Source organism: Streptomyces adelaidensis (genome assembly GCF_016598475.1).
GTDB lineage: Bacteria > Actinomycetota > Actinomycetes > Streptomycetales > Streptomycetaceae > Streptomyces > Streptomyces adelaidensis.
The window spans coordinates 76484-95019 of sequence record NZ_JAEMUX010000006.1; the positions used below are offsets into that span (position 1 = coordinate 76484).

General features: G+C 72.1%; 18 protein-coding genes and 1 pseudogene. 7 read left to right on the plus strand and 12 right to left on the minus strand.

What is annotated here, in order from left to right; genetic code table 11:
- Nucleotides 1-8: 8 nt before the first annotated feature.
- Complete coding sequence (locus I8N67_RS04975; RefSeq protein ID WP_200301342.1) at nt 9-737, minus strand: ZIP family metal transporter; 729 nt, start codon at nt 735-737, stop codon at nt 9-11.
- A 152-nt stretch (nt 738-889) separates the two neighbouring features.
- Here I8N67_RS04975 and cobM point away from each other — a divergent pair, with 152 nt between their 5' ends.
- The 6 genes from cobM to cobC are packed head-to-tail and all read left to right on the plus strand — an operon-like array spanning nt 890 to nt 7432.
- Nucleotides 890-1741, plus strand: coding sequence for a precorrin-4 C(11)-methyltransferase (gene cobM, locus I8N67_RS04980; RefSeq protein ID WP_200301343.1), 852 nt, complete (start codon nt 890-892; stop codon nt 1739-1741).
- Nucleotides 1738-3012, plus strand: a complete 1275-nt coding sequence (gene cbiE / locus I8N67_RS04985; protein WP_200301344.1) for a precorrin-6y C5,15-methyltransferase (decarboxylating) subunit CbiE — start codon at nt 1738-1740, stop codon at nt 3010-3012. The genes cobM and cbiE overlap by 4 nt, the downstream gene beginning before the upstream one ends.
- A complete protein-coding gene (gene cobJ, locus I8N67_RS04990; protein ID WP_200301345.1) occupies nt 3009-4784 on the plus strand; it encodes a precorrin-3B C(17)-methyltransferase in 1776 nt (591 codons plus the stop codon). The genes cbiE and cobJ overlap by 4 nt, the downstream gene beginning before the upstream one ends.
- Nucleotides 4781-5383 carry a precorrin-8X methylmutase gene (locus I8N67_RS04995; protein WP_200301346.1) on the plus strand — a complete coding sequence of 201 codons (603 nt, stop codon included), beginning with the start codon at nt 4781-4783 and terminating at the stop codon, nt 5381-5383. The genes cobJ and I8N67_RS04995 overlap by 4 nt, the downstream gene beginning before the upstream one ends.
- Complete coding sequence (locus I8N67_RS05000) at nt 5380-6321, plus strand: sirohydrochlorin chelatase (RefSeq protein WP_200301347.1); 942 nt, start codon at nt 5380-5382, stop codon at nt 6319-6321. Before I8N67_RS04995 ends, I8N67_RS05000 begins: the two co-directional genes overlap by 4 nt.
- Entirely contained in the window at nt 6311-7432 is a 1122-nt protein-coding gene (cobC, locus tag I8N67_RS05005) for an Rv2231c family histidinol phosphate aminotransferase CobC (RefSeq protein WP_200301348.1), read from the plus strand. The genes I8N67_RS05000 and cobC overlap by 11 nt, the downstream gene beginning before the upstream one ends.
- Before the next feature lie 72 nt (nt 7433-7504).
- On the opposite strand, the gene I8N67_RS05010 is transcribed toward cobC, so the two are convergent.
- From I8N67_RS05010 to I8N67_RS05040, 7 genes are all read right to left on the minus strand, one after another.
- Nucleotides 7505-8155 (minus strand): hypothetical protein, encoded by a 651-nt coding sequence (locus I8N67_RS05010; protein ID WP_200301349.1) that lies wholly within the window; start codon nt 8153-8155, stop codon nt 7505-7507.
- 104 nt (nt 8156-8259) lie between these two features.
- Nucleotides 8260-10179 (minus strand): DUF2264 domain-containing protein, encoded by a 1920-nt coding sequence (locus I8N67_RS05015; protein WP_200301350.1) that lies wholly within the window; start codon nt 10177-10179, stop codon nt 8260-8262.
- 101 nt (nt 10180-10280) lie between these two features.
- On the minus strand, nt 10281-11366 hold the full coding sequence (locus I8N67_RS05020; RefSeq protein ID WP_372443635.1) for a LacI family DNA-binding transcriptional regulator: 1086 nt from the start codon (nt 11364-11366) through the stop codon (nt 10281-10283).
- Nucleotides 11363-12046, minus strand: a complete 684-nt coding sequence (locus tag I8N67_RS05025) for a hypothetical protein (RefSeq protein ID WP_234045080.1) — start codon at nt 12044-12046, stop codon at nt 11363-11365. The genes I8N67_RS05020 and I8N67_RS05025 overlap by 4 nt, the downstream gene beginning before the upstream one ends.
- A 128-nt stretch (nt 12047-12174) precedes the next feature.
- Nucleotides 12175-12462, minus strand: coding sequence for a DUF7848 domain-containing protein (locus I8N67_RS05030; protein ID WP_443729039.1), 288 nt, complete (start codon nt 12460-12462; stop codon nt 12175-12177).
- Complete coding sequence (locus I8N67_RS05035) at nt 12455-12742, minus strand: hypothetical protein (RefSeq protein ID WP_234045082.1); 288 nt, start codon at nt 12740-12742, stop codon at nt 12455-12457. Before I8N67_RS05035 ends, I8N67_RS05030 begins: the two co-directional genes overlap by 8 nt.
- A 207-nt stretch (nt 12743-12949) precedes the next feature.
- Nucleotides 12950-14197 carry a helix-turn-helix domain-containing protein gene (locus tag I8N67_RS05040; protein WP_200301352.1) on the minus strand — a complete coding sequence of 416 codons (1248 nt, stop codon included), beginning with the start codon at nt 14195-14197 and terminating at the stop codon, nt 12950-12952.
- A gap of 345 nt (nt 14198-14542) precedes the next feature.
- Here I8N67_RS05040 and I8N67_RS44500 point away from each other — a divergent pair.
- A pseudogene (locus I8N67_RS44500) lies at nt 14543-14731 on the plus strand (transposase); the annotation flags it as partial.
- 77 nt (nt 14732-14808) lie between these two features.
- On the opposite strand, the gene I8N67_RS05045 reads toward I8N67_RS44500, so the two are convergent.
- From I8N67_RS05045 to I8N67_RS05060, 4 genes are read right to left on the minus strand one after another with little or no spacing between them, the layout of a single operon-like run.
- Complete coding sequence (locus I8N67_RS05045) at nt 14809-15900, minus strand: amidohydrolase family protein (RefSeq protein WP_200301353.1); 1092 nt, start codon at nt 15898-15900, stop codon at nt 14809-14811.
- A gap of 10 nt (nt 15901-15910) precedes the next feature.
- A complete protein-coding gene (locus tag I8N67_RS05050) occupies nt 15911-16714 on the minus strand; it encodes an amino acid ABC transporter ATP-binding protein (protein WP_200301437.1) in 804 nt (267 codons plus the stop codon).
- 20 nt (nt 16715-16734) lie between these two features.
- A complete protein-coding gene (locus tag I8N67_RS05055) occupies nt 16735-17628 on the minus strand; it encodes an amino acid ABC transporter permease (protein ID WP_234045083.1) in 894 nt (297 codons plus the stop codon).
- Nucleotides 17625-18476 carry an ABC transporter substrate-binding protein gene (locus I8N67_RS05060; RefSeq protein WP_200301354.1) on the minus strand — a complete coding sequence of 284 codons (852 nt, stop codon included), beginning with the start codon at nt 18474-18476 and terminating at the stop codon, nt 17625-17627. The genes I8N67_RS05055 and I8N67_RS05060 overlap by 4 nt, the downstream gene beginning before the upstream one ends.
- Between the last annotated feature and the right edge of the window lie 60 nt (nt 18477-18536).

The window sequence follows — 18536 nt, forward strand, 5'->3', positions numbered from 1 at the left end:
GTTTTCGTTCACTCCGCCAGGCCCACCACCAGCCAGATGAAGGCCGCTCCGGCGATCGTGCACAGCAGGGTGGGGCGGGCCGGGTGTTCGTGGTGGGCCTCGGGGAGGATCTCGGCGGCGGCGAGGTAGAGCAGTGCGCCGCCGAAGAAGCCGAGGTAGCAGCCGAGGGGGCCCTCGGGGATCGTGAACAGGAGGGTGGAGGCGGCTCCCACGACCGGGGCCGCCGCGTCCGCGAACAGCATCGCGAGCGCGCGTCGGCGGGCGTTGCCGTACAGGCTCGTGAGTGTGTACGTGTTGAAGCCGTCCGCGAAGTCGTGGGCGATCACCGCGAGGGCGACCGCGATGCCCATGCCCTCGCCGACCTGGAAGGCCGCGCCGATCGCGACGCCGTCCATGGCGCTGTGCCCGACCATCGCCGCGGCGGCCGTCAGGCCCACCTGGGGCGTACGGCCGTTGTGCTCCTCCGCCCCGTGTGCGGCCTGCCGTCCGGCCAGCAGGCGTTCCACCAGGTGGGCGAAGAGGAAACCGGCGACGAACAGCAGCAGTGCGGCCGGTACGCCGAAGACCTCGTCGCCGGCCACCGCCAGGGCCTCCGGCAGCAGGTCGAGGCCGACCACGCCCAGCATCAGGCCGCCGGCCAGGCCCAGCACCAGGTGACGGCGGTCCGTCACGCGTTGTGCCGTCCAGCCGCCGACCAGCGTCATGAGGAACGCGCCGAGCGCTACGAGGACCACCATGTGTCTTTGCTACCGGAAGAGCCGGGCCTCATGGCTGCGGCGCCCCGGGCGGGCGCTTGGCCGATGGGACCGAATTCCTCTGCGGCGCCGTCGTGGCCTGTCGCGCAGTTCCCCGCGCCCCGTCAGGGCGCCGCACTCCCGGAAGAGGAGATATGACCCCCAAGGTGACCTTCGTCGGTGCCGGGCCCGGCGCCGCCGATCTGCTGACGTTCCGGGCCGCGCGCGCGATCGCGGAGGCCGATGTCGTGATCTGGGCGGCCAGCCTGGTGCAGGCGGAGGTCCTGGACCACGCACGGGAGGGCGCGGAGGTCCTCGACTCGGCGGCCATGTCCCTGGAGGACGTCGTCGCCGTGTACGAGCGGGCCGTCGCGGAGGGACTGAAGGTCGCCCGTATCCACTCCGGTGACCCGGCGCTGTGGGGCGGTACGCAGGAGCAGCTGGACCGGTGCCGGGAGATGGGGATCGCCACCGAGGTGATCCCCGGTGTGTCCGCGTTCTCGGCCGTCGCGGCGCTCGCGCAGCGCGAGTTGACGATTCCCGAGGTCGCGCAGTCCGTGATCCTGACCCGGCTGGGCGGTGGCAAGACGCCCATGCCGCCCGGTGAGGAGGTGCGGGAGTTCGCGCGCCACGGTACGACCATGGCGGTCTTCCTGTCCGCCGCGCGCAGCGGGCAGTTGGTGCGGGAGCTGCTGGAGGGCGGCTATCCGACGTCGACGCCGGTCGTGGTGGCGTACCAGGCGACCTGGCCGGAGGAGCTGGTCGTGCGGTGCACGATCGAGACGCTGGAGGAGACCGTCAAGGAGCACAAGCTGTGGAAGCACACGCTGTTCCTGGTCGGCCCGGCCCTCGACGCCAGCGGCACCCGCTCGCATCTGTACCACCCGGGCCACTTCCACGGGTACCGCAAGGCCGACCCGGCCGCGCGCAAGGCCCTGCGGGAGGCCGTGCGTGAGGCGCGTGGCGATGCGCGGAGCAAGGTCCGGGGAGAGGGCGCGGCTCCGTGATCACCGTCATCGGTACGGGCACGGGGGCGCCCCTCCCCCCGGACGCCGAGGCCGTACTGGCCGAGGCGGCGCTCGTCGTGGGCGGCCGGCGCCATCTGGAGGCGGCGCGGCTGCCGGAGAGCGCCGAGCGGGTCGTCCTGGGGCCGCTGGCACCCGCCCTCGACGCGATCGAGAAGTACGCCGAGGGGGACGAGGAGCGGCAGGACGGGGCTGGGCGCGTCGTCGTCCTGGCTTCCGGCGATCCCGGGTTCTTCGGGATCGTACGGGCGCTGGCCGAGCGGTTCGGGGCGGCGGCGCTGGACGTACGGCCGGGGGTGTCGTCCGTCGCCACCGCGTTCGCCCGGCTGGGGCTGACCTGGGACGACGCGGTGGTGGTGAGTGCGCACGGGCGTGAGCCGCGGACGGCGCTGAACGTGTGCCGGGCCCGGCCGAAGGTGGCGGTGCTGACCGGGCCGGGTGCGGGGCCGGCCGAGCTGGGGGCGGGGCTCGTGGCGGCGGAGGCCCGGCGGGTGCTCGTCGTGGCGTCCGCGCTGGGCGACCCGGAGCGGGAGCGCGTGGAGCGGGTGACACCGGCCGAGGCCGCCGGGCGGGACTGGGGTGCGGCGGTGAGCGTCGTGCTGTGCCTGGACGAGGAGCGGACCCTGTCCCCCGTGCGTACCGTTGCCGCAGGCCCGTCGGGGCCCGGCCGATGGGCCCTGGACGAGGGCGAGTTCACCCATCGCGACTCGATGATCACCAAGTTCGAGGTGCGGGCGCTGGCGCTCGCCCGGCTCGGGCCGCGGCCCGGCGAGCTGGTCTGGGACGTCGGCGCGGGCTCCGGCTCGGTCGCTGTGGAGTGCGCGCGGTTCGGCGCGGCCGTCACCGCGGTCGAGAAGTCGGCCGACGCAGTGGCACGTGTCCGCGCCAACGCCGCCGCGCACGGCGTCGACGTCCATGTGGTGCACGGTGCGGCGCCGGACGCGCTGTCCGCTCTGCCGGGCGACCCGGACGCGGTGTTCATCGGCGGCGGGGGGCGCGAACTGCCCGCCATCGTCACCGCCTGCGCACGGCGCGCCCGGCGGACCGTGGTGGTCGCCCTGGCCGCGCTCGACCGGGTCCCGGCGGTCCGGGCGGCACTGATCGCGGCCGGGCTGACCTGTGACGGCGTACTGCTGCAGGCGTCCCGGCTGGCCCCGCTGCCGGGGGACGTGACCCGGCTGGCGGCCGTCAATCCCGTTTTTCTGCTGTGGGGCGTGCGGCCTCCGGCGCACAGTGAAGGAGTTGACCGGTGATCGGCCTGATCTCCGCGACCGCGGCGGGCGCGGTGGCCGCCCAGCGGCTCGCCTCGGCCTGGCCCGAGCGGACACGTGTGTACGAAGGGCCCGTACGGGATGCCGTGCGGCGCGCGTTCGGGGAGTGCGAGCAGTTGGTGTGCTTCCTCGCGACGGGGGCGACGGTACGGCTGCTCGTGCCGCTGCTGGCGGACAAGGCGTCCGACCCGGGTGTGGTGTGCGTCGACGAGGGCGGGCGGTTCGCCGTGTCGCTGGTCGGCGGGCACGCGGGCGGCGCCAATGAACTCGCCCGTGAGGTGGGTGAGTTGCTCGGTGCGGAGCCGGTGGTGACCACGGCCACGGACGCGGTGGAGGTGCCCGGTCTCGACACGCTCGGGTTCCCGGTGGAGGGCGATGTCGCCGGGGTCTCCCGGGCGGTCCTCGACGGTACGGCGGTGGAGCTGGACCTGGAACTCGGCTGGCCGCTGCCCGCGTTGCCCCCGAACGTGTCGTGCGTGTCGAACGTGTCGAACGTGCGCGGTGATCACTCGGAGCGGAGCGGGCGGCCCGTCATCCACGTGACCGACCGGCTGCTCGACGCCGGTGAAGGCCGGGTCGTCCTGCGTCCGCCCTCCCTCGTCGTCGGTGTGGGTGCCTCCAAGGGCGCCCCCGTCGACGAAGTGCTCGGGCTGATCGGGAGCGCCCTCGCCGACGCCGGTCTCTCCGCCAGGTCCCTCGCCGAGCTGGCCACCGTGGACGCCAAGGCCGGCGAACCCGGCATCGTCGAGGCCGCCGCGCGTCTGGGCGTGCCCCTGGTCACCCACTCCGCCGAGGAGTTGGCGGCGGTCGAGGTCCCCAACCCCTCCGACGCGCCCCTCGCCGCCGTGGGCACCCCCTCGGTGGCGGAGGCGGCCGCGCTGGTGCGCGGCGGTGAACTCCTCGTTCCCAAGCGGAAGTCGGAGCGGGCGGACGGGCGGCCGGCGATGGCGACCTGTGCGGTGGTGCGGCGGCCGGCGCGCGGGCGGCTCGCGGTGGTGGGGCTCGGCCCCGGCGCCCGTGACCTGCTGACGCCGCGTGCCAGGGCCGAACTCCGGGGCGCATCCGTGCTGGTGGGCCTCGACCAGTACGTGGACCAGATCCGCGATCTGCTCCGGCCCGGCACCCGCGTCCTGGAGTCCGGGCTCGGCGCGGAGGAGGAGCGGGCGCGGACGGCGGTGGCGGAGGCCCGGAAGGGTCAGGCCGTCGCGCTGATCGGGAGCGGGGACGCCGGGGTGTACGCGATGGCGTCGCCCGCGCTCGCCGAGGCCTCCGACGACATCGACGTGATCGGTGTGCCCGGGGTGACCGCCGCGCTCGCCGCCGCCGCGATCCTCGGTGCGCCGCTCGGGCACGACCATGTGTCGATCAGCCTCTCCGACCTGCACACACCGTGGGAGATCATCGAGCGGCGGGTGCGGGCCGCCGCCGAGGCGGACATCGTGGTGACGTTCTACAACCCGCGCAGCCGGGGCCGGGACTGGCAGCTGCCGAAGGCCCTCTCCATCCTGGCCGGGCACCGGGAGCCGACGACGCCGGTCGGTGTCGTACGCAACGCCTCCCGGCCGGACGGGTCGAGCCGGCTGACGACCCTGGCCTCGCTCGATCCGGCGACGGTCGACATGATGACCGTCGTGACCGTGGGCAACACCGCGACCCGTGAGATCGCGGGGCGCATGGTGACACCGCGGGGCTACCGCTGGCAGGAGGCCGCAGCGACGAGCGGCTCCGCCGCGGGACACGAGGGCGCCCGGTGAACCGTGTGGTCCACCCCATCGAGCAGGAGTCCTTCCGGCGGCTGCGCGCCCGCCTCGACACCTCGCACTTCGCGCCGCTGACCAGGGCGGTCGTGGAACGGGTCATCCACTCCGCCGCCGATCTGGAGTACGCGGACGACCTCGTCACGGACGAGGGCGCGCTGGCGAAGGCGCACGCCGTGCTGCACGCCGGGGCGCCGGTCGTCGTCGACGTGGAGATGGTGGCGGCGGGCATCACCCGCCGCGAGACCGTCTGCCGGCTGAAGGACGCCGTGTCCGGGCCGGGGCTGACCCGTTCCGCGCATGCGATCCGGCTGGCGTACGAGCAGGTCGGGCCGGGGGCGTTGTGGGTGATCGGCTGTGCGCCGACCGCGCTCGAAGAGCTGCTCACGCTGGACGCCGCGCCGGCGCTCGTCATCGGTCTGCCCGTCGGTTTCGTCGGCGCGGCCGAGTCCAAGGCCGCGTTGCGCGAGAGCGGGCTGCCCGCTGTCAGCAACGTGTCCGAGAAGGGCGGGTCCGCGGTGGCCGCCGCCGCGCTCAACGCCCTGCTCTACCACCCTGTTTCAGACTCCGATTCATACTCCGAGGAGAAATCGTGACCACCCCGCCGCCCGCCCTGCTCATCGCCGGACATGGCACCCGGGACGACGCCGGCGCCGAGGCGTTCCGCGACTTCGTGCGGGAGCTGGGGCGCCGCCACCCCGAACTGCCCGTCGCGGGCGGCTTCATCGAGCTGTCCCCGCCGCCGCTGGGCGAGGCCGTGGCCGAGCTGGTGGAGCGGGGGGTGCGGCGGTTCGCGGCCGTCCCGCTGATGCTGGTGTCCGCCGGGCACGCCAAGGGGGACATCCCGGCGGCGCTGGCCCGCGAGAAGGAGCGGCACGCGGGGATCTCGTACACCTACGGCCGTCCGCTGGGCCCGCACCCCGCGCTGCTCGCCGTCCTGGAGCGGCGGCTGGACGAGGCGCTGGAGGAGGGCGGCGGGCGCAGGCCGGACGACCGGGCCGAGGTGACCGTGCTGCTCGTCGGGCGGGGGTCCACCGATCCCGACGCCAACGCCGAGGTGCACAAGGCGGCCCGGCTGCTGTGGGAGGGGCGCGGGTACGCGGGCGTGGAGACGGCGTTCGTGTCGCTGGCGGCGCCGGACGTGCCGAGCGGCCTCGACCGGTGCGTGAAGCTGGGCGCGAAGCGGATCGTCGTGCTGCCGTACTTCCTGTTCACCGGCATCCTGCCGGACCGGGTGCGGCAGCAGACCGAGGGCTGGGCCGCCGCGCATCCGGAGATCGAGGTACGGTCGGCCGATGTCATCGGACCTGAACCGGAGTTGCTCGATCTGGTCATGGAGCGGTACCGGGAAGCGCTGGAGGGGGATCTGCGGATGAACTGCGACTCCTGTGTCTACCGCATCGCCCTGCCCGGCTTCGAGGACAAGGTGGGGCTGCCGCAGCAGCCGCACTTCCACCCGGACGACGACGGGCACCACCACGGCCACGGGCACCACCATCACCACGGGGAGCACACGCCCTCCCATGCACACTGAACCAGGGACCACTGGACCAGGGACCGCCGGCCCGGAGAGCACCGGACCGGGCACCGCGGGCGGTCACGACCTGCGGCATCACGGCGACGCCGAGGTGCGGGACGACGGGGCGAGGCTGATCGATCTCGCCGTGAACGTCCGCGCGGACACGCCTCCCGCCTGGCTGCGGGAGCGGATCGCCGAGTCGCTGACCGGGCTGGCCGCCTACCCCGACGGGCGGGCCGCCCGGGCGGCGGTGGCCGACCGGCACGGTCTGCCGGTCGAACGGGTGCTGCTCACGGCGGGCGCCGCCGAGGCCTTCGTGCTGCTCGCGCGCGCCCTGAAAGTCCGTCAGTCCGTCGTCGTGCACCCGCAGTTCACGGAACCGGAGGCCGCGCTGCGGGACGCCGGGCACACCGTGGACCGGGTCCTGCTGCGGGAGTCGGACGGTTTCCGGCTGGACCCGGCGGCCGTGCCCGAGGACGCCGACCTGGTCGTCATCGGCAACCCGACCAACCCGACGTCGGTGCTGCACCCGGCGGCGTCGATCGCCGAACTGGCCCGGCCGGGGCGGACGTTGGTGGTCGACGAGGCGTTCATGGACGCGGTGCCGGGTGAGCGCGAGGCGCTGGCCGGGCGGACGGACGTGCCCGGCCTCGTCGTGCTGCGCAGCCTCACCAAGACATGGGGGCTGGCCGGTCTGCGGATCGGCTACGTTCTCGCCGCCCCCGGGACGATCGCCGAGCTGGAGCGGGCGCAGCCTCTGTGGCCGGTGTCCACGCCCGCCCTCGCGGCGGCCGAGGCGTGTATGTCGCCGCGGGCCCTGGCGGAGGCGGCCGGCGCGGCCGACCTCGTCGCCGCCGATCGCGCCCATCTGGTCGCCGGGCTCCAGGAGTTCGCCCCCGACGGCCTCGTCGTGGCCGAGCCCGCCGAGGGCCCCTTCGTACTGGTCCGGCTCCCCCGCGCGACGGCCGTACGCCGGCATCTGCGCAGCCTCGGCTTCGCCGTCCGGCGCGGCGACACCTTCCCGGGCCTGGACGAGGAATGGCTGCGCCTGGCGGTCCGTGACCGGACGACGGTCAACGGTTTCCTCCAGGCGCTGGACCAGGCCATGACACTGGCGGACCGCTGAGCGGAGAGGGCTCAGCGGTCCGCCGGTGAGACCACGCGGGTCGGATGATTCAGGTGCTACGGCTGCCGGGCTTCAGCAACGCGGGTCGTGGTTGCAGTTGATCTTCACGCCCATCTTGTGCGCGAACTCCTGCCACTTGCTCGTGGCGAACCGCTTGTTGAGGCTGTCGTTGACGGTCGGCTTCGCGACGTAGGCCCAGACGTGGATCTTCAGGTAGCCGGTCTTCTTCTCGTTGATGAAGTTGAAGTAGACCTTGGAGCCCGCGCCGTCGAAGTGGCCCTTCTCCGCGGTGAAGTACCAGCCGTACTTGTCCTTGCCCTTGTGGTAGCGCACGGGGGCGTTCTTGCAGACGAAGAAGGTCGCGCAGGCCTTCAGGTTGATCCGCTGGTTCTCCGCGGGGTACTTCTTCGGCGCGCCCTTGACAGGGAACGTGCAGTTGAAGCACTTCTTCAGCTCTCTGATCGCCTCGCTGGGCTTCCAGGGCTTCCCGATGAACCTGGCGTTGTTCGGCTTCACGTAGAAGCTGACGTCGTAGAGCTTGCGGAGCTTCACGGCGGCGGTGGCCGTGGTGTCCTGCTCCGCGACCGCGGCCTGGGTCTTCTTGGCCACGGCGGCGTTGCTGCTGGCGGACGCGGCACCCGCCGGAGCGAGAACGGCGAGCATGGCGGCCCCCGCGACCGCCAGGTTCGACAGTCTGCGGAAGAGGGGGGAACGGTTGAGCACGGATGTCTCCCTGTGATGGCACGGACGGTTGGGACGGACGTGCGGTGCACAACCAAGTTAGGGAGTTCGCGGGTTCCCCGAAATTGTTCCTTGGGCCACTGCCCCTAAGGGAGCGTCGGCCCCTCCGACGTGTACGGCAGCTCGTCCCACCGCACCTGGTCCCGGGTGCCGTCCGGGAAGTGGATGTCCACGTTTCCGTCGGCGCCGACCGTCGCGCCGGCGCCCGTACGCCCTGTGTGCGAGGCGTGCGGGTCGCCGCTGAGCATGACGAGGGTGACCAACAGGCGTGCCGCGGTGGCCTGTTCGAGGCAGGGGGTCGCCGAGTGGTGTCCCACGGCGTCGGCGCCGGTGGCGTGCGCGACGGTGCCCTCGGTGTCGCCCCAGCCGTACAGGCCGACGATCGCGCTGGTCAGGCCGTCCGCACGGCGGGCCAGCGCCCAGCCCGGGCCCGACGCGCCCTCGGGCGGCCCGGCATCGTCGGCCACGGCCCAGCCGCCTTCCCGTACGGGAGTGCCGGGCGGGGCGTCGACGCGGTGCACCCTGACCTCCCACGGGCCGTGCACCACGCTGACCGTCTCGATGCCGCGCCCGGGGCCGCCGTGGCGGGAGGCGGCGCGGCGGCCCTCGGCACCCAGGGGATGGATGCGGCCACGCGGGGAGGGCGTGCCGTCGAGGGCGAGCAGGGCGAGGTGGTTGTCGGGGCCCGGCGTCTGAGGTGCCGTGGCACTGGAGTACGCGAACCGGGCGTAGTGCGGGCTGTCGTCGGCGGTGGCGGGCGGCGGCGGCAACCGGTCGCTGCCGTGGTTGACGAGCCGTACGAGCCCGTCGGCGGCGGTGGAGTGCAGCAGCCAGCCGGGGCCGGGCAGGGCCAGGGTGGTGTCGGCCGTGTCGACGGGCGCGGGCTCCTCCGGCGTCGTCCACACGGGGTGGTCCTCGGGCAGGAGCAGCCCGAGGAAGGCCTTGCTCGCCCAGTACGGGGAGGCGGGGCCCGAGTAGCGCTGGGTGACGGGGAGGTAGGGCCGGTACCAGCCCAGTGTGAGCAGGCCCCGCTCGTCGGGCACGCCCCGGTCCGCGAAGTGCTTCAGGGCGCCGGAGGCGAGCCGGCGGGTGCGGCCCGGCGGCAGGGGTGTGGCGTCGGCGAGGGCACCCGCCCACAGCGGGGCGGTGGTCGCGAAGCGGTAGGTGAGCGAGCGGCCCTGATGCACCGGTGCGCCGTCGGAACCGAAGAAGTGCTGGTGGACCCCGAGGAATTCACGCAGCCGCCCGCGATGCCGGGCCACCAGTTCCTGGTCCGCCCCCGGTCCCGCGATCCGCGCCCACAGCACCGGATACAGGTGCAGCGCCCAGCCGTTGTAGTAGTCGAACTTCCGGCCGTCACCGTCGGTGTACCAGCCGCCGCCCCGGTACCAGTCGTCCAGCCGCGCGAGCCCGGCCTCGATCTCGGCGCGGCTGTGCGGGGCGCCGACGGAGGCCAGGAACTCTTCGGTGATCACCTGGAAGAGCCGCCAGTTGGAGTCGTTGACATCCGCGCCGACGAACCCGCCGAGCCAGTCGACGACCCGTTGGCGTACCCGGTCGCAGAGGTGATTCCACAGCCATGCCCGGGACTCGTGCAGCGCGATGGCCACGGACGCGGCCTCCACCATGGGCTGCGCCCGGTCGGTGATGGGCGGCCAGTGCTCCGGATGATGCGGATCGGTACCGGCGGCGAGCCCGGCGGCGTACCGCTCGATGAGGGCGGGGCTCACCCGGCCCCGCGAACCGGCGATACGGAAGGCGGCGAGAAGGAACGAGCGCGCGTACCCTTCGAGACCGTCCGACCAGGGGCCGGAGTGACTGGGCGGTCCGGGCAGCCGGTACTGGGCGAGGCCCGGGGTGGCGTACGGCACCAGCCCGTCGAGAAGCCGGTCGGCGACGGCCTCCCAGTGGGCGCGGGTCCAGCCGGTGACCGGGGAGAGAGTGTGGTCGGGGGCCGGAAGGGGATGCGTCGGATCGTCCGGCAGCGACACATGCGGCGCGGTCATACGGGGTTGAGTCCTCCATCCGTCAGTTGGCGCACTTTGTCATCAGGGCCTGACCAGGGCGCCCCTTCAGGGGCGCGGGGAACTGCGCGACAAGCCACGACTCACCCGCGGCCGCCCACCGACCTGTCCGGCACCCCATTGGGCGAAGCCACACTCCGCCGCACAACGATGTGCGTCCCCAGCAAGTGACGTGTACCGGCCGCGTGTTCGGGATCGCGCAGCGCGATCCGAACAGCGGCCCGCCCCAACTCCTCCGCAGGAGTCCGCACCGTGGTGAGCGGCGGATCGAAGTCCTCGGCCAGCGGAATGTCGTTGTAGCCGACGACGGAAATGTCCTCGGGGACACGCAACCCCGCGTCGGCGACAGCCCGCAGCACCCCCGCCGCCACCATGTCGTCCCCGGCGAACACCGCCGTGAACTCCCGCGTCTCCTTGAGGAGTTCGGTCATCGCCCGCAACCCCGCAGGACGCCCCAGCCCGCAGTCGACCACCCGCGCGGCCTCCGGAGGCACCCCATGCTCGGCCAGCGCCGCCCGGTACCCCGCGACCCGGGCGTCGAGCGCCGTGTTCCCCGGCAGTCCCCCGAGGAAGACGATCCGCCGATGCCCGGCGGACAGCAGATGCCCGGTGATCGCCCGGGCCCCCGCCTCGTTGTCGAACTCCACGACGAGCGCCGGGACTTCGGGCCCCGGAGCGGGCCGCCCGCACAGCACCAGCCGGGCCCCGGCCGCGTCGAGGGCCTGCGCGTAGTGGGCCACGCGGGAGCGGTACGCGTCGTCCTCGACGACCCCGCCGACCAGGATCACCAACCGCGCCCCCTCCTCCCGCATCAACTGCACGAACTCCATCTCGCGCTGCGGATCCCCGCCCGTGGCGCCGACCACGCACAGCCATCCCCGGTCGGCGGCCTCCGCCTCCACGCCCTCGGCGACCTGGGCGTAGAAGGGGCTGGTGACCTGGCGGACGACGACCGCGGCCATCTTGCGGCCCCCGCCGACCAGGGCGCGGGCGTGCGCGTTGGCGACGTAGTCGAGGTCGCGGGCGGCGCGCAGGACGCGGGCCCGGGTCGCCGTCGGCACCGGATGGTTGCCGCTGAGGGCGCGGGACGCGGTCGCCATCGACACGCCCGCCCGCTCGGCGACCTCGCGGATCGTGACCCGTCCCTTGCCCGTCATGTCGTTCCTCATCCCCCGCGACTCCTGTTCCGCCGACGGCGCTCCACGTACGTCACGTGTTGGCCGCGTAGTCCTTCGCGAACTCCTCGGCCATTCTGTCGCCGCCACGCTGCCGCCACTTCTTTACGGTGGCGTCCCACTCGGAGAGGGGGAGGCGGCCGGCGACGATGCCGGTGACCGTGTCGTCGAGGAGGGCCTTGAGGGTGGTGCCCTGGGAGTTCTTCGTGGCGGACTGGAGGCCGAAGGAGGCGTTGCGGATGGCGTGCGGCACGGTTCTCCGCTGCCAGGTGTGCAGGGCCCCGTACGGCGTCCGGCATACCGGGCACGAACAGCACCTGGGGGCCCTCGGCGAGGTACTTCAGCGGCAGGTTGGTGTTGTTCTCGACCTCGCCGAGCTTGGTGGCCTGCGGGGAGCTGTCCTGGCCGCGGGTGAAGTGGGTGCCCTCGACGCCGTAGTGGACGAGTTCCCACTCCTCGCTGCCGAAGGGCGCGGCGAGGTGGCCGAGGACGCGCAGCAGCAGTTCGATCCGTTCCTTCTTCGCCTTCTTCAGGACGGTGTGGCCGAAGGAGCGGCGGGCGCCGACGATCCCGCCGGGCTCTCCGCCGACGCTGTACGGGAGGGCGGCGGCCGGGGTCAGCTTGCCTTTGCTCTCGCGGTACTTGGGGAGGTAGGCGCCGAAGCCGTCCTGCATGGAGCCGACCGTGCCGTTGTAGTAGAGGGTGGTCAGGTCGATCTGCTGGTGTTGCCGTCGCTACTGCCGTCAGTGGGTCGGGCCGCACGGTCGCGTTGCCGCTGGCCTGGTGTCGGCGCAAGGGGACCCTACTGCCATGCGCCGGGCTCGGCGCGGACGAGGGCGCGGACGGTCTGCTCGTACAGTTCGTGGCCGCTCTGGGCACTGTGTCCGGCGATCCAGCGGGTCAGCTCGTCCGGGGTATGCAGCGTGCCTGACGTGGCACCGCAGTTGCGCTCTTCGCCGGTGACGCAGACCGCCTCGATGGTCGGCAGCGCCAGGGGGTCTGGGACGGTGGTCACGTGATACTCACGGAAGCGGTAGCGCCCCCGAGAGGCATTGCGTACTGGTGCGCCGGCGTTCGGAGAGTCAGGCATCTTCGGTCGCCTCTTCCTGATCCGGGATGCGCTGTCCGCGTGAATCCGCGATCCTGAGCGCGTCCCTCAGAGCTTCTGCCAACCGGCGGGCCAGCCAGCGGTATTCGGTCGCCGACAGGGTTTTCATTCCGGGTGCCGTGGCGTCGCGGGCGTACTCCAACAGTTCCTGGCCCATGCCGAGCTGTACCGTCTCGATGCTGTCGGCGAGGGTGGAGAGGTAGCCCCGGCCATCGGTGCTCAGGTAGCAGGGCTTCCCCTCCGGGCTGGTCCCCGGCAGCAAGCGGGGACCTCCCCCACCCGACGGGCGTCGTACAGCTCTCTGCGGCGCATGCGGTCGGCATCGCTCCTGGGCTGGCTCACTGGGCACCCCCGGCCTGGGTCACTGACGGTGGACACACCGACCGTAGGCACTGACTGACCGTCACCCCAGGCAGGAGCCATGGCAGTTCGCGACTCTTGGTTCACGAACTGCCACGCTGCGTGGCAGCTACCCGGCAACGCTCAGGTAGTCGGCCATTTCGCGCATCTCCGTCGTGAGGGTGCGCTTGCGCTTGCGCAGGATCTCCTGCATGGTCTCGGCGGCCCCGTTCTGGTGCCGCAGCCACTGCGGGGCGGCTTCCCGGGCCCGGGTCAACTCGTCCATGGCGGCGGACAGGTCGCCGGTCCGGGTGTGTGCGCGCGCCACTTCGAGGGTGAAGCGGTTCCCGTCGTTGGGGCTAGGCCGGCCCAAGCGCTTCCATGCCTTGGGCGACAACTCCTCCTGCTCGCCCGCCTTGCGTACCACCGCGCGGGCGTCGCCGATGACCATGGAGTCTTCAAGTGCCTTGACCGCGACGGTGACCGGCCCGAAGACGGACCAGTGCCGGGAGATGTTGCGATGCGCCGTCCCAACAGCGGTTGCCGCGACCCGGGCGGCCTGACGATACTCCTTCGCCTCGTCGGGACGGTTGTTCCTCGCGGCTGCGGCAGCGGCCTCCATCGCCAGGCCACCCCAGACCGCGTAGTGATCCGGCTCGGCCCCCGTGATCTTCGGCTCCACCGCGTCCATGCTCCGGGCAGCGGCCTGTTCCGCCTCGTCCAACCTCCCCTGCCTCACCAGCAGCCAGCACATGGCGCCGACGCCGGAGCCCGCCGCAAGCATGTCTCCGGCCTGACGGGCGTCCATGATGGCGCCACGCAGAGCGGCATACGCAATGTCGTACTGCCGTACCTGGGTGAGGTAGGTGCCGGCCAGACGCAGCGCCTCTGCGCGGGCCAACAGGGCCTGCCGGTGCTCATCCCCGCTGTCGTAGTAGGCGACGGCTTGTGCGGCATCACGCAGCAGGCCCGGCAGTTGAGCCGCGACACTCTTGTAACTGTCGGAGAAGTACAACACCCGTGCGTCTTGCAGCGTCCGCCGGAAGATGCGCAGGTTCGGTTCCTCGGCCACGGCCTCGGTGTCCTCGTCCACGAGCCCGACGGCTGGGGTGAGGGCGGCGCGGAGCTGGATCAGGTTGACGCGGTTCGGCTCCTCGGTCCGCCCGACGGGCTCCGGGGCATCGGACGCCATCAAGGCGGCCGTGGTCACCCCCAGGGCTCGGGCGAGAGTGTGCAGGGTCTCCATGCGGAGAGTGCCGCCCTGCTCGGCCTTGCGTACCGTGCCCGGGGATACGCCTGCGGCGTGGGCCAGTTCCTCCTGGCTCATACCCGCGCGACGCCGGTACCTGCGGACGTTGTCGGCCAGCTCCGTAGTCATCAAGTCACCACCTCCCGCTCCACGGTACGCCCGGCCGGCACATCAATCGGGGGCGATCCGGCAGACACCCGCCCACAGGGCTACCCCACCACGTGGCGGGCCGGGCTCCGACAGGATCGGGCCTGAGCGGGAGAGGGTCCCTCGTCGGTCGGGCAGCTTCGCCGTGCCAGGGTTCCCCGGGGGCCGGCCGACGAGGGACCCCCTCCCGCGACCGCGACCCCACACCACGACGAAGCCGAACCCGCACTCGGCCCCCTGCCCCTCCACACCGGCATCTGAGGTTCCCCCGAGATGCGGAGTGTGTTGACAGAGGGTCAGATGGTTCTCATGAGAGGAACATCGACCATGGCTGCCCCCAGAAAGTACTCGTTGGAGTTGCGTGAGCGTGCGGTGCGGATGTATCGCACCTCCGACCCGAAGCCGCAGATCAAGAAGCTTGCTGTCGATCTCGGCGTGCATCCGGAGGCCCTGCGCGGCTGGATCCGTCAGGCCGAGGCGGACGCCGGCGAGCGCGATGACCGGCTGACCACCGATGAACGCGCCGAACTCGCCGTTCCAAGGATCAGCAGCGGACTTCACCAAAGCCGCTTGGCCGGCAGGCCGTGCGGTTGTCACCCCACGACCCGCCCGTTCAGTACCACTCGCAGCGGAGCCCCCAGCACACGCACATCCGTGCGGGGGTCCCGTTCGTACACGACCAGGTCCGCGGCCGCCCCCTCCTCCAGGCCGGGGCGGCCCAGCCACGCGCGGGCGCTCCAGGTGGTCGCCGCGAGGGCCTCTACGGGTGGGATGCCGGCGGTGACCAGTTCCGCGACCTCGGCGGCGACCAGGCCGTGGGCGAGGGAGCCGCCGGCGTCGGTGCCGACGTAGACCGGGATGCCGGCGTCGTAGGCGTCGCGGACGGTGTCGTAGCGGCGTTCGTGGAGGCGGCGCATATGGGCGGACCAGCGGGGGAACCTGCTCTCGCCGCCGGCGGCCATGGACGGGAAGGTGGCGATGTTGACGAGGGTGGGGACGATGGCGACACCCCGGGCGGCGAAGAGGGGGATCAGGTCGGCCGTGAGGCCCGTCGCGTGCTCGACGCAGTCGATGCCCGCCTCCACCAGGTCGCGCAGCGAGTCCTCGGCGAAGCAGTGCGCCGTCACCCTCGCGCCCAGCAGATGGGCCTCCGCGATCGCCGCCTCGACGGCCTCGCGGGGCCAGCAGGCGGACAGGTCGCCGAGGTCGCGGTCGATCCAGTCGCCGACCAGCTTGACCCAGCCGTCGCCGCGCCGGGCCTCCTGGGCGACGTACGCGACCAGTTCGTCCGGTTCGATCTCGTGGGCGAAGTTCCGGATGTAGCGGCGGGTGCGGGCGATGTGGCGGCCGGCCCGGATGATCTTCGGGAGGTCGTCGCGGTCGTCGATCCAGCGGGTGTCGGAGGGGGAGCCCGCGTCCCGGATGAGGAGGGTGCCGGCCTCGCGGTCGGTCAGCGCCTGCTTCTCCGCGACGTCCTGGTCGACCGGGCCGTGGGCACCGAGGCCCACGTGGCAGTGGGCGTCGACCAGACCGGGCAGGGCCCAGCCCTCCACCGTGCGGATGTCCTGGGCGCCGGCCGGGCGGTCGTACGACACCCGCCCGTCGATCACCCACAGCTCGTCACGGACGTCCTCGGGGCCGACCAGGACTCGGCCCTTCACATGCAGCACCGGCTCATCGCTCATGGACCGCACCCTAGTCACCCGGCTGTTCGGCCTTGCCCACCTGGTCCGGCGTCCCCTCCTCCACCTCCGCCATCGCCGGGTCCAGCAGGCGTGACAGGAAGTGGCGGGTGCGTTCGTGCCGCGGACTGCCGATGACCTGGGCCGGGGTGCCGTCCTCGACGATGACGCCGCCGTCCATGAAGACGACACGGTCGGCGACCTCGCGGGCGAAGGTCATCTCGTGGGTCACCACCATCATCGTCATGCCCTCGTTCGCGAGCCGGCGCATGACCGCGAGGACGTCGCCCACCAGTTCCGGGTCGAGGGCGGAGGTCGGCTCGTCGAAGAGCATGACCTCGGGGCCCATGGCGAGGGCGCGGGCGATGGCGACGCGCTGTTGCTGGCCGCCGGAGAGGGAGGAGGGGTAGGCGGCGGCCTTCTCCGAGAGACCGACCCGCTCCAGGTTCTCGGCGGCCACCCGCGCGGCCCGCGCCTTGTCCCGCCTCAGCACCCGGCGCTGCGGCAGGGTGAGGTTCTCGGTCACCGTGAGGTGCGGGAAGAGGTTGAACTGCTGGAAGACCATGCCGATACGGCGGCGTACGGCGTCGATGTCGACGTCCGGGTCGGTGAGCTCGGTGCCGCCGACGAAGACCTGCCCCTTGCTCGGCTCCTCCAGGAGGTTCACACAGCGCAGCAGGGTCGACTTGCCGGAGCCCGACGGGCCGATGACACAGACGACCTCGCCCTGCCCGATCTCCAGGTCGATACCGCGCAGGACCTCGTTGTCGCCGAACGACTTGTGCAGGCCGCGTACTTCGATCTCCGCACGGGCCAGGGCTCCGAGAGACTTCTCGCTCACTTCACGGCCTCCTGGGCCTTCGCCTCCATGCGCCGCACGACGAAGCCGAGCGGGATGGTCACCAGCAGGTAGCACAGTCCTGCGACCAGGATCGGCGTGGAGTTGGCGGTCGTGCTGGCCAGGTCGCGGCCGTACTTGGACAGTTCGCGCTCCTCCAGCGTGACGCCGAGGAACAGGACGAGTGAGGAGTCCTTGAAGAGCAGGACCAACTCGTTGGTGAGCGGCGGGAGGATGATCCTGAACGCCTGCGGGATGATGATCGAGATCATGGCGCGGGCGGGCGAGAACCCCAGTGAACGGGCCGCCTCCAGCTGCCCCCTGGGGACGGCCTGGATGCCCGCCCGGATCGTCTCCGCCATGTACGCGGCGGCCACCAGCCCGAGCGCGAGGGCCACCTTGCCGTAGGTGCCGCCGGGGATCTGCGTGCCGGGGAAGGCGAGCGGGACGGCCACGCCGATGAAGATGAAGATCAGCAGGGCGGGCAGGCCGCGGAAGATCTCGATGTAGACGCCGGCGAACCAGCGGTACGGGCCCACCGACGACAGTCGCATCAGCGCCATGACCATGCCGAGCACCAGGCCGACGGCGAAGCCGGACAGGGTGTAGAGCACGGTGTTCTTCAGCGCCATCGTGATGACGTCCGGGAACATCTGCTCGGCGATGTCCACCTGCGCGAACTGGTTCTTGAGCCGGGCCCAGTCGGCCGAGACCGCGAAGGCGATCACGGCCGCGACGAACACCGCGTACTGCGCGCCCTGGGAGAGGGTGCGCTTCTGGCTGCGGGTCAGGCCCTTCTTCTTCGGCTGGAGCGGTGTGCCCAGCGGTATGTCCTGCTTCGGCGGGAGCGGGGTGTCCCGCCGGGGTCCGCGTGGTGCGTCCTGGTCGCTCATGAGGCGGACGGGGAGGCGGAGGCGGCGCTCTCGTCGTACGGGCCGATCCACTGCTCGTACAGCTTCTTGTACGTCCCGTCGGACTTGGCCTCGGCGAGCGCCTTGTCGATGGCGGCGAGAAGCTCGGTGTTGCCCTTCTTGACCGAGAAGCCGTACTGCTCACCGGTGTTGACCTGCTCGGCGACCTCGAAGGCGTCGGCGGTCGCCTTGTCCTTCAGCCAGCCCTGGACGACCGGGTAGTCGATGACGACGGCGTCGACCTGGCCGGTGCGCAGGCCGTTGAGGACGGCGTCGGAGGACTCGAAGGAGACCGGGTCGAGGCCCTGGCTCGTCGCGTAGTCCTCACCGGTGGTCTGCGCCTGGGTGCCGACCTTCTTGCCCTTGAGGTCCGCGAAGGAGCCGACGCCGGCCTTCTTGGCGGCGAGGACGGCCTGTGTGGCGTCGAAGTACGGGTCGGAGAAGTCGACGTTCTTCTTGCGCTCGTCGGTGATCGTCATGCCGGCCGCGGCGACGTCGCACTCGCCGGAGTTCAGGAACGCGCCCGTCTTGAAGTTCTCGAACGGCGTGTCCACGATCACCTGCTTCACGCCCAGGTCCTTGGCCACGAGGTCGATCAGCGACACGTCGAAACCCTGCACCTCGCCGTCGATCTCCGACTGGAACGGCGGGTACGGGAGGTGGGTGCACGTGGTGAGCTGACCGGCCTTGGCGAGCTCGACCCCACCGGCGGCGGTCTTCGCGGCGCCGTTTCCGCCGTCGTCCGAGGAACAACCGGCCACGAGCAGCAGCCCGGCCGTCGCGCTGGTGGCGGCCAGGATGCGGGACCGGCGTCCGAGGACCGAGTTCACGGGGAGACCTCCTGTGGGGGAACTGTGACATCCGATTATAAGGAGATGCTTGACTTGCCC

What these genes read in the sequence shown, in the direction of transcription:
- I8N67_RS04975 (WP_200301342.1), bottom strand. Translation starts at nt 737, where the DNA reads ATGGTGGTCCTCGTAGCGCTCGGCGCGTTCCTCATGACGCTGGTCGGC.
- cobM (WP_200301343.1), top strand. Translation starts at nt 890, where the DNA reads ATGACCCCCAAGGTGACCTTCGTCGGTGCCGGGCCCGGCGCCGCCGAT.
- cobC (WP_200301348.1), top strand. Translation starts at nt 6,311, where the DNA reads ATGCACACTGAACCAGGGACCACTGGACCAGGGACCGCCGGCCCGGAG.
- I8N67_RS05015 (WP_200301350.1), bottom strand. Translation starts at nt 10,179, where the DNA reads ATGACCGCGCCGCATGTGTCGCTGCCGGACGATCCGACGCATCCCCTT.
- I8N67_RS05020 (WP_372443635.1), bottom strand. Translation starts at nt 11,366, where the DNA reads ATGAGGAACGACATGACGGGCAAGGGACGGGTCACGATCCGCGAGGTC.
- I8N67_RS05025 (WP_234045080.1), bottom strand. Translation starts at nt 12,046, where the DNA reads ATGCAGGACGGCTTCGGCGCCTACCTCCCCAAGTACCGCGAGAGCAAA.
- I8N67_RS05030 (WP_443729039.1), bottom strand. Translation starts at nt 12,462, where the DNA reads ATGCCTGACTCTCCGAACGCCGGCGCACCAGTACGCAATGCCTCTCGG.
- I8N67_RS05040 (WP_200301352.1), bottom strand. Translation starts at nt 14,197, where the DNA reads ATGACTACGGAGCTGGCCGACAACGTCCGCAGGTACCGGCGTCGCGCG.
- I8N67_RS05045 (WP_200301353.1), bottom strand. Translation starts at nt 15,900, where the DNA reads ATGAGCGATGAGCCGGTGCTGCATGTGAAGGGCCGAGTCCTGGTCGGC.
- I8N67_RS05055 (WP_234045083.1), bottom strand. Translation starts at nt 17,628, where the DNA reads ATGAGCGACCAGGACGCACCACGCGGACCCCGGCGGGACACCCCGCTC.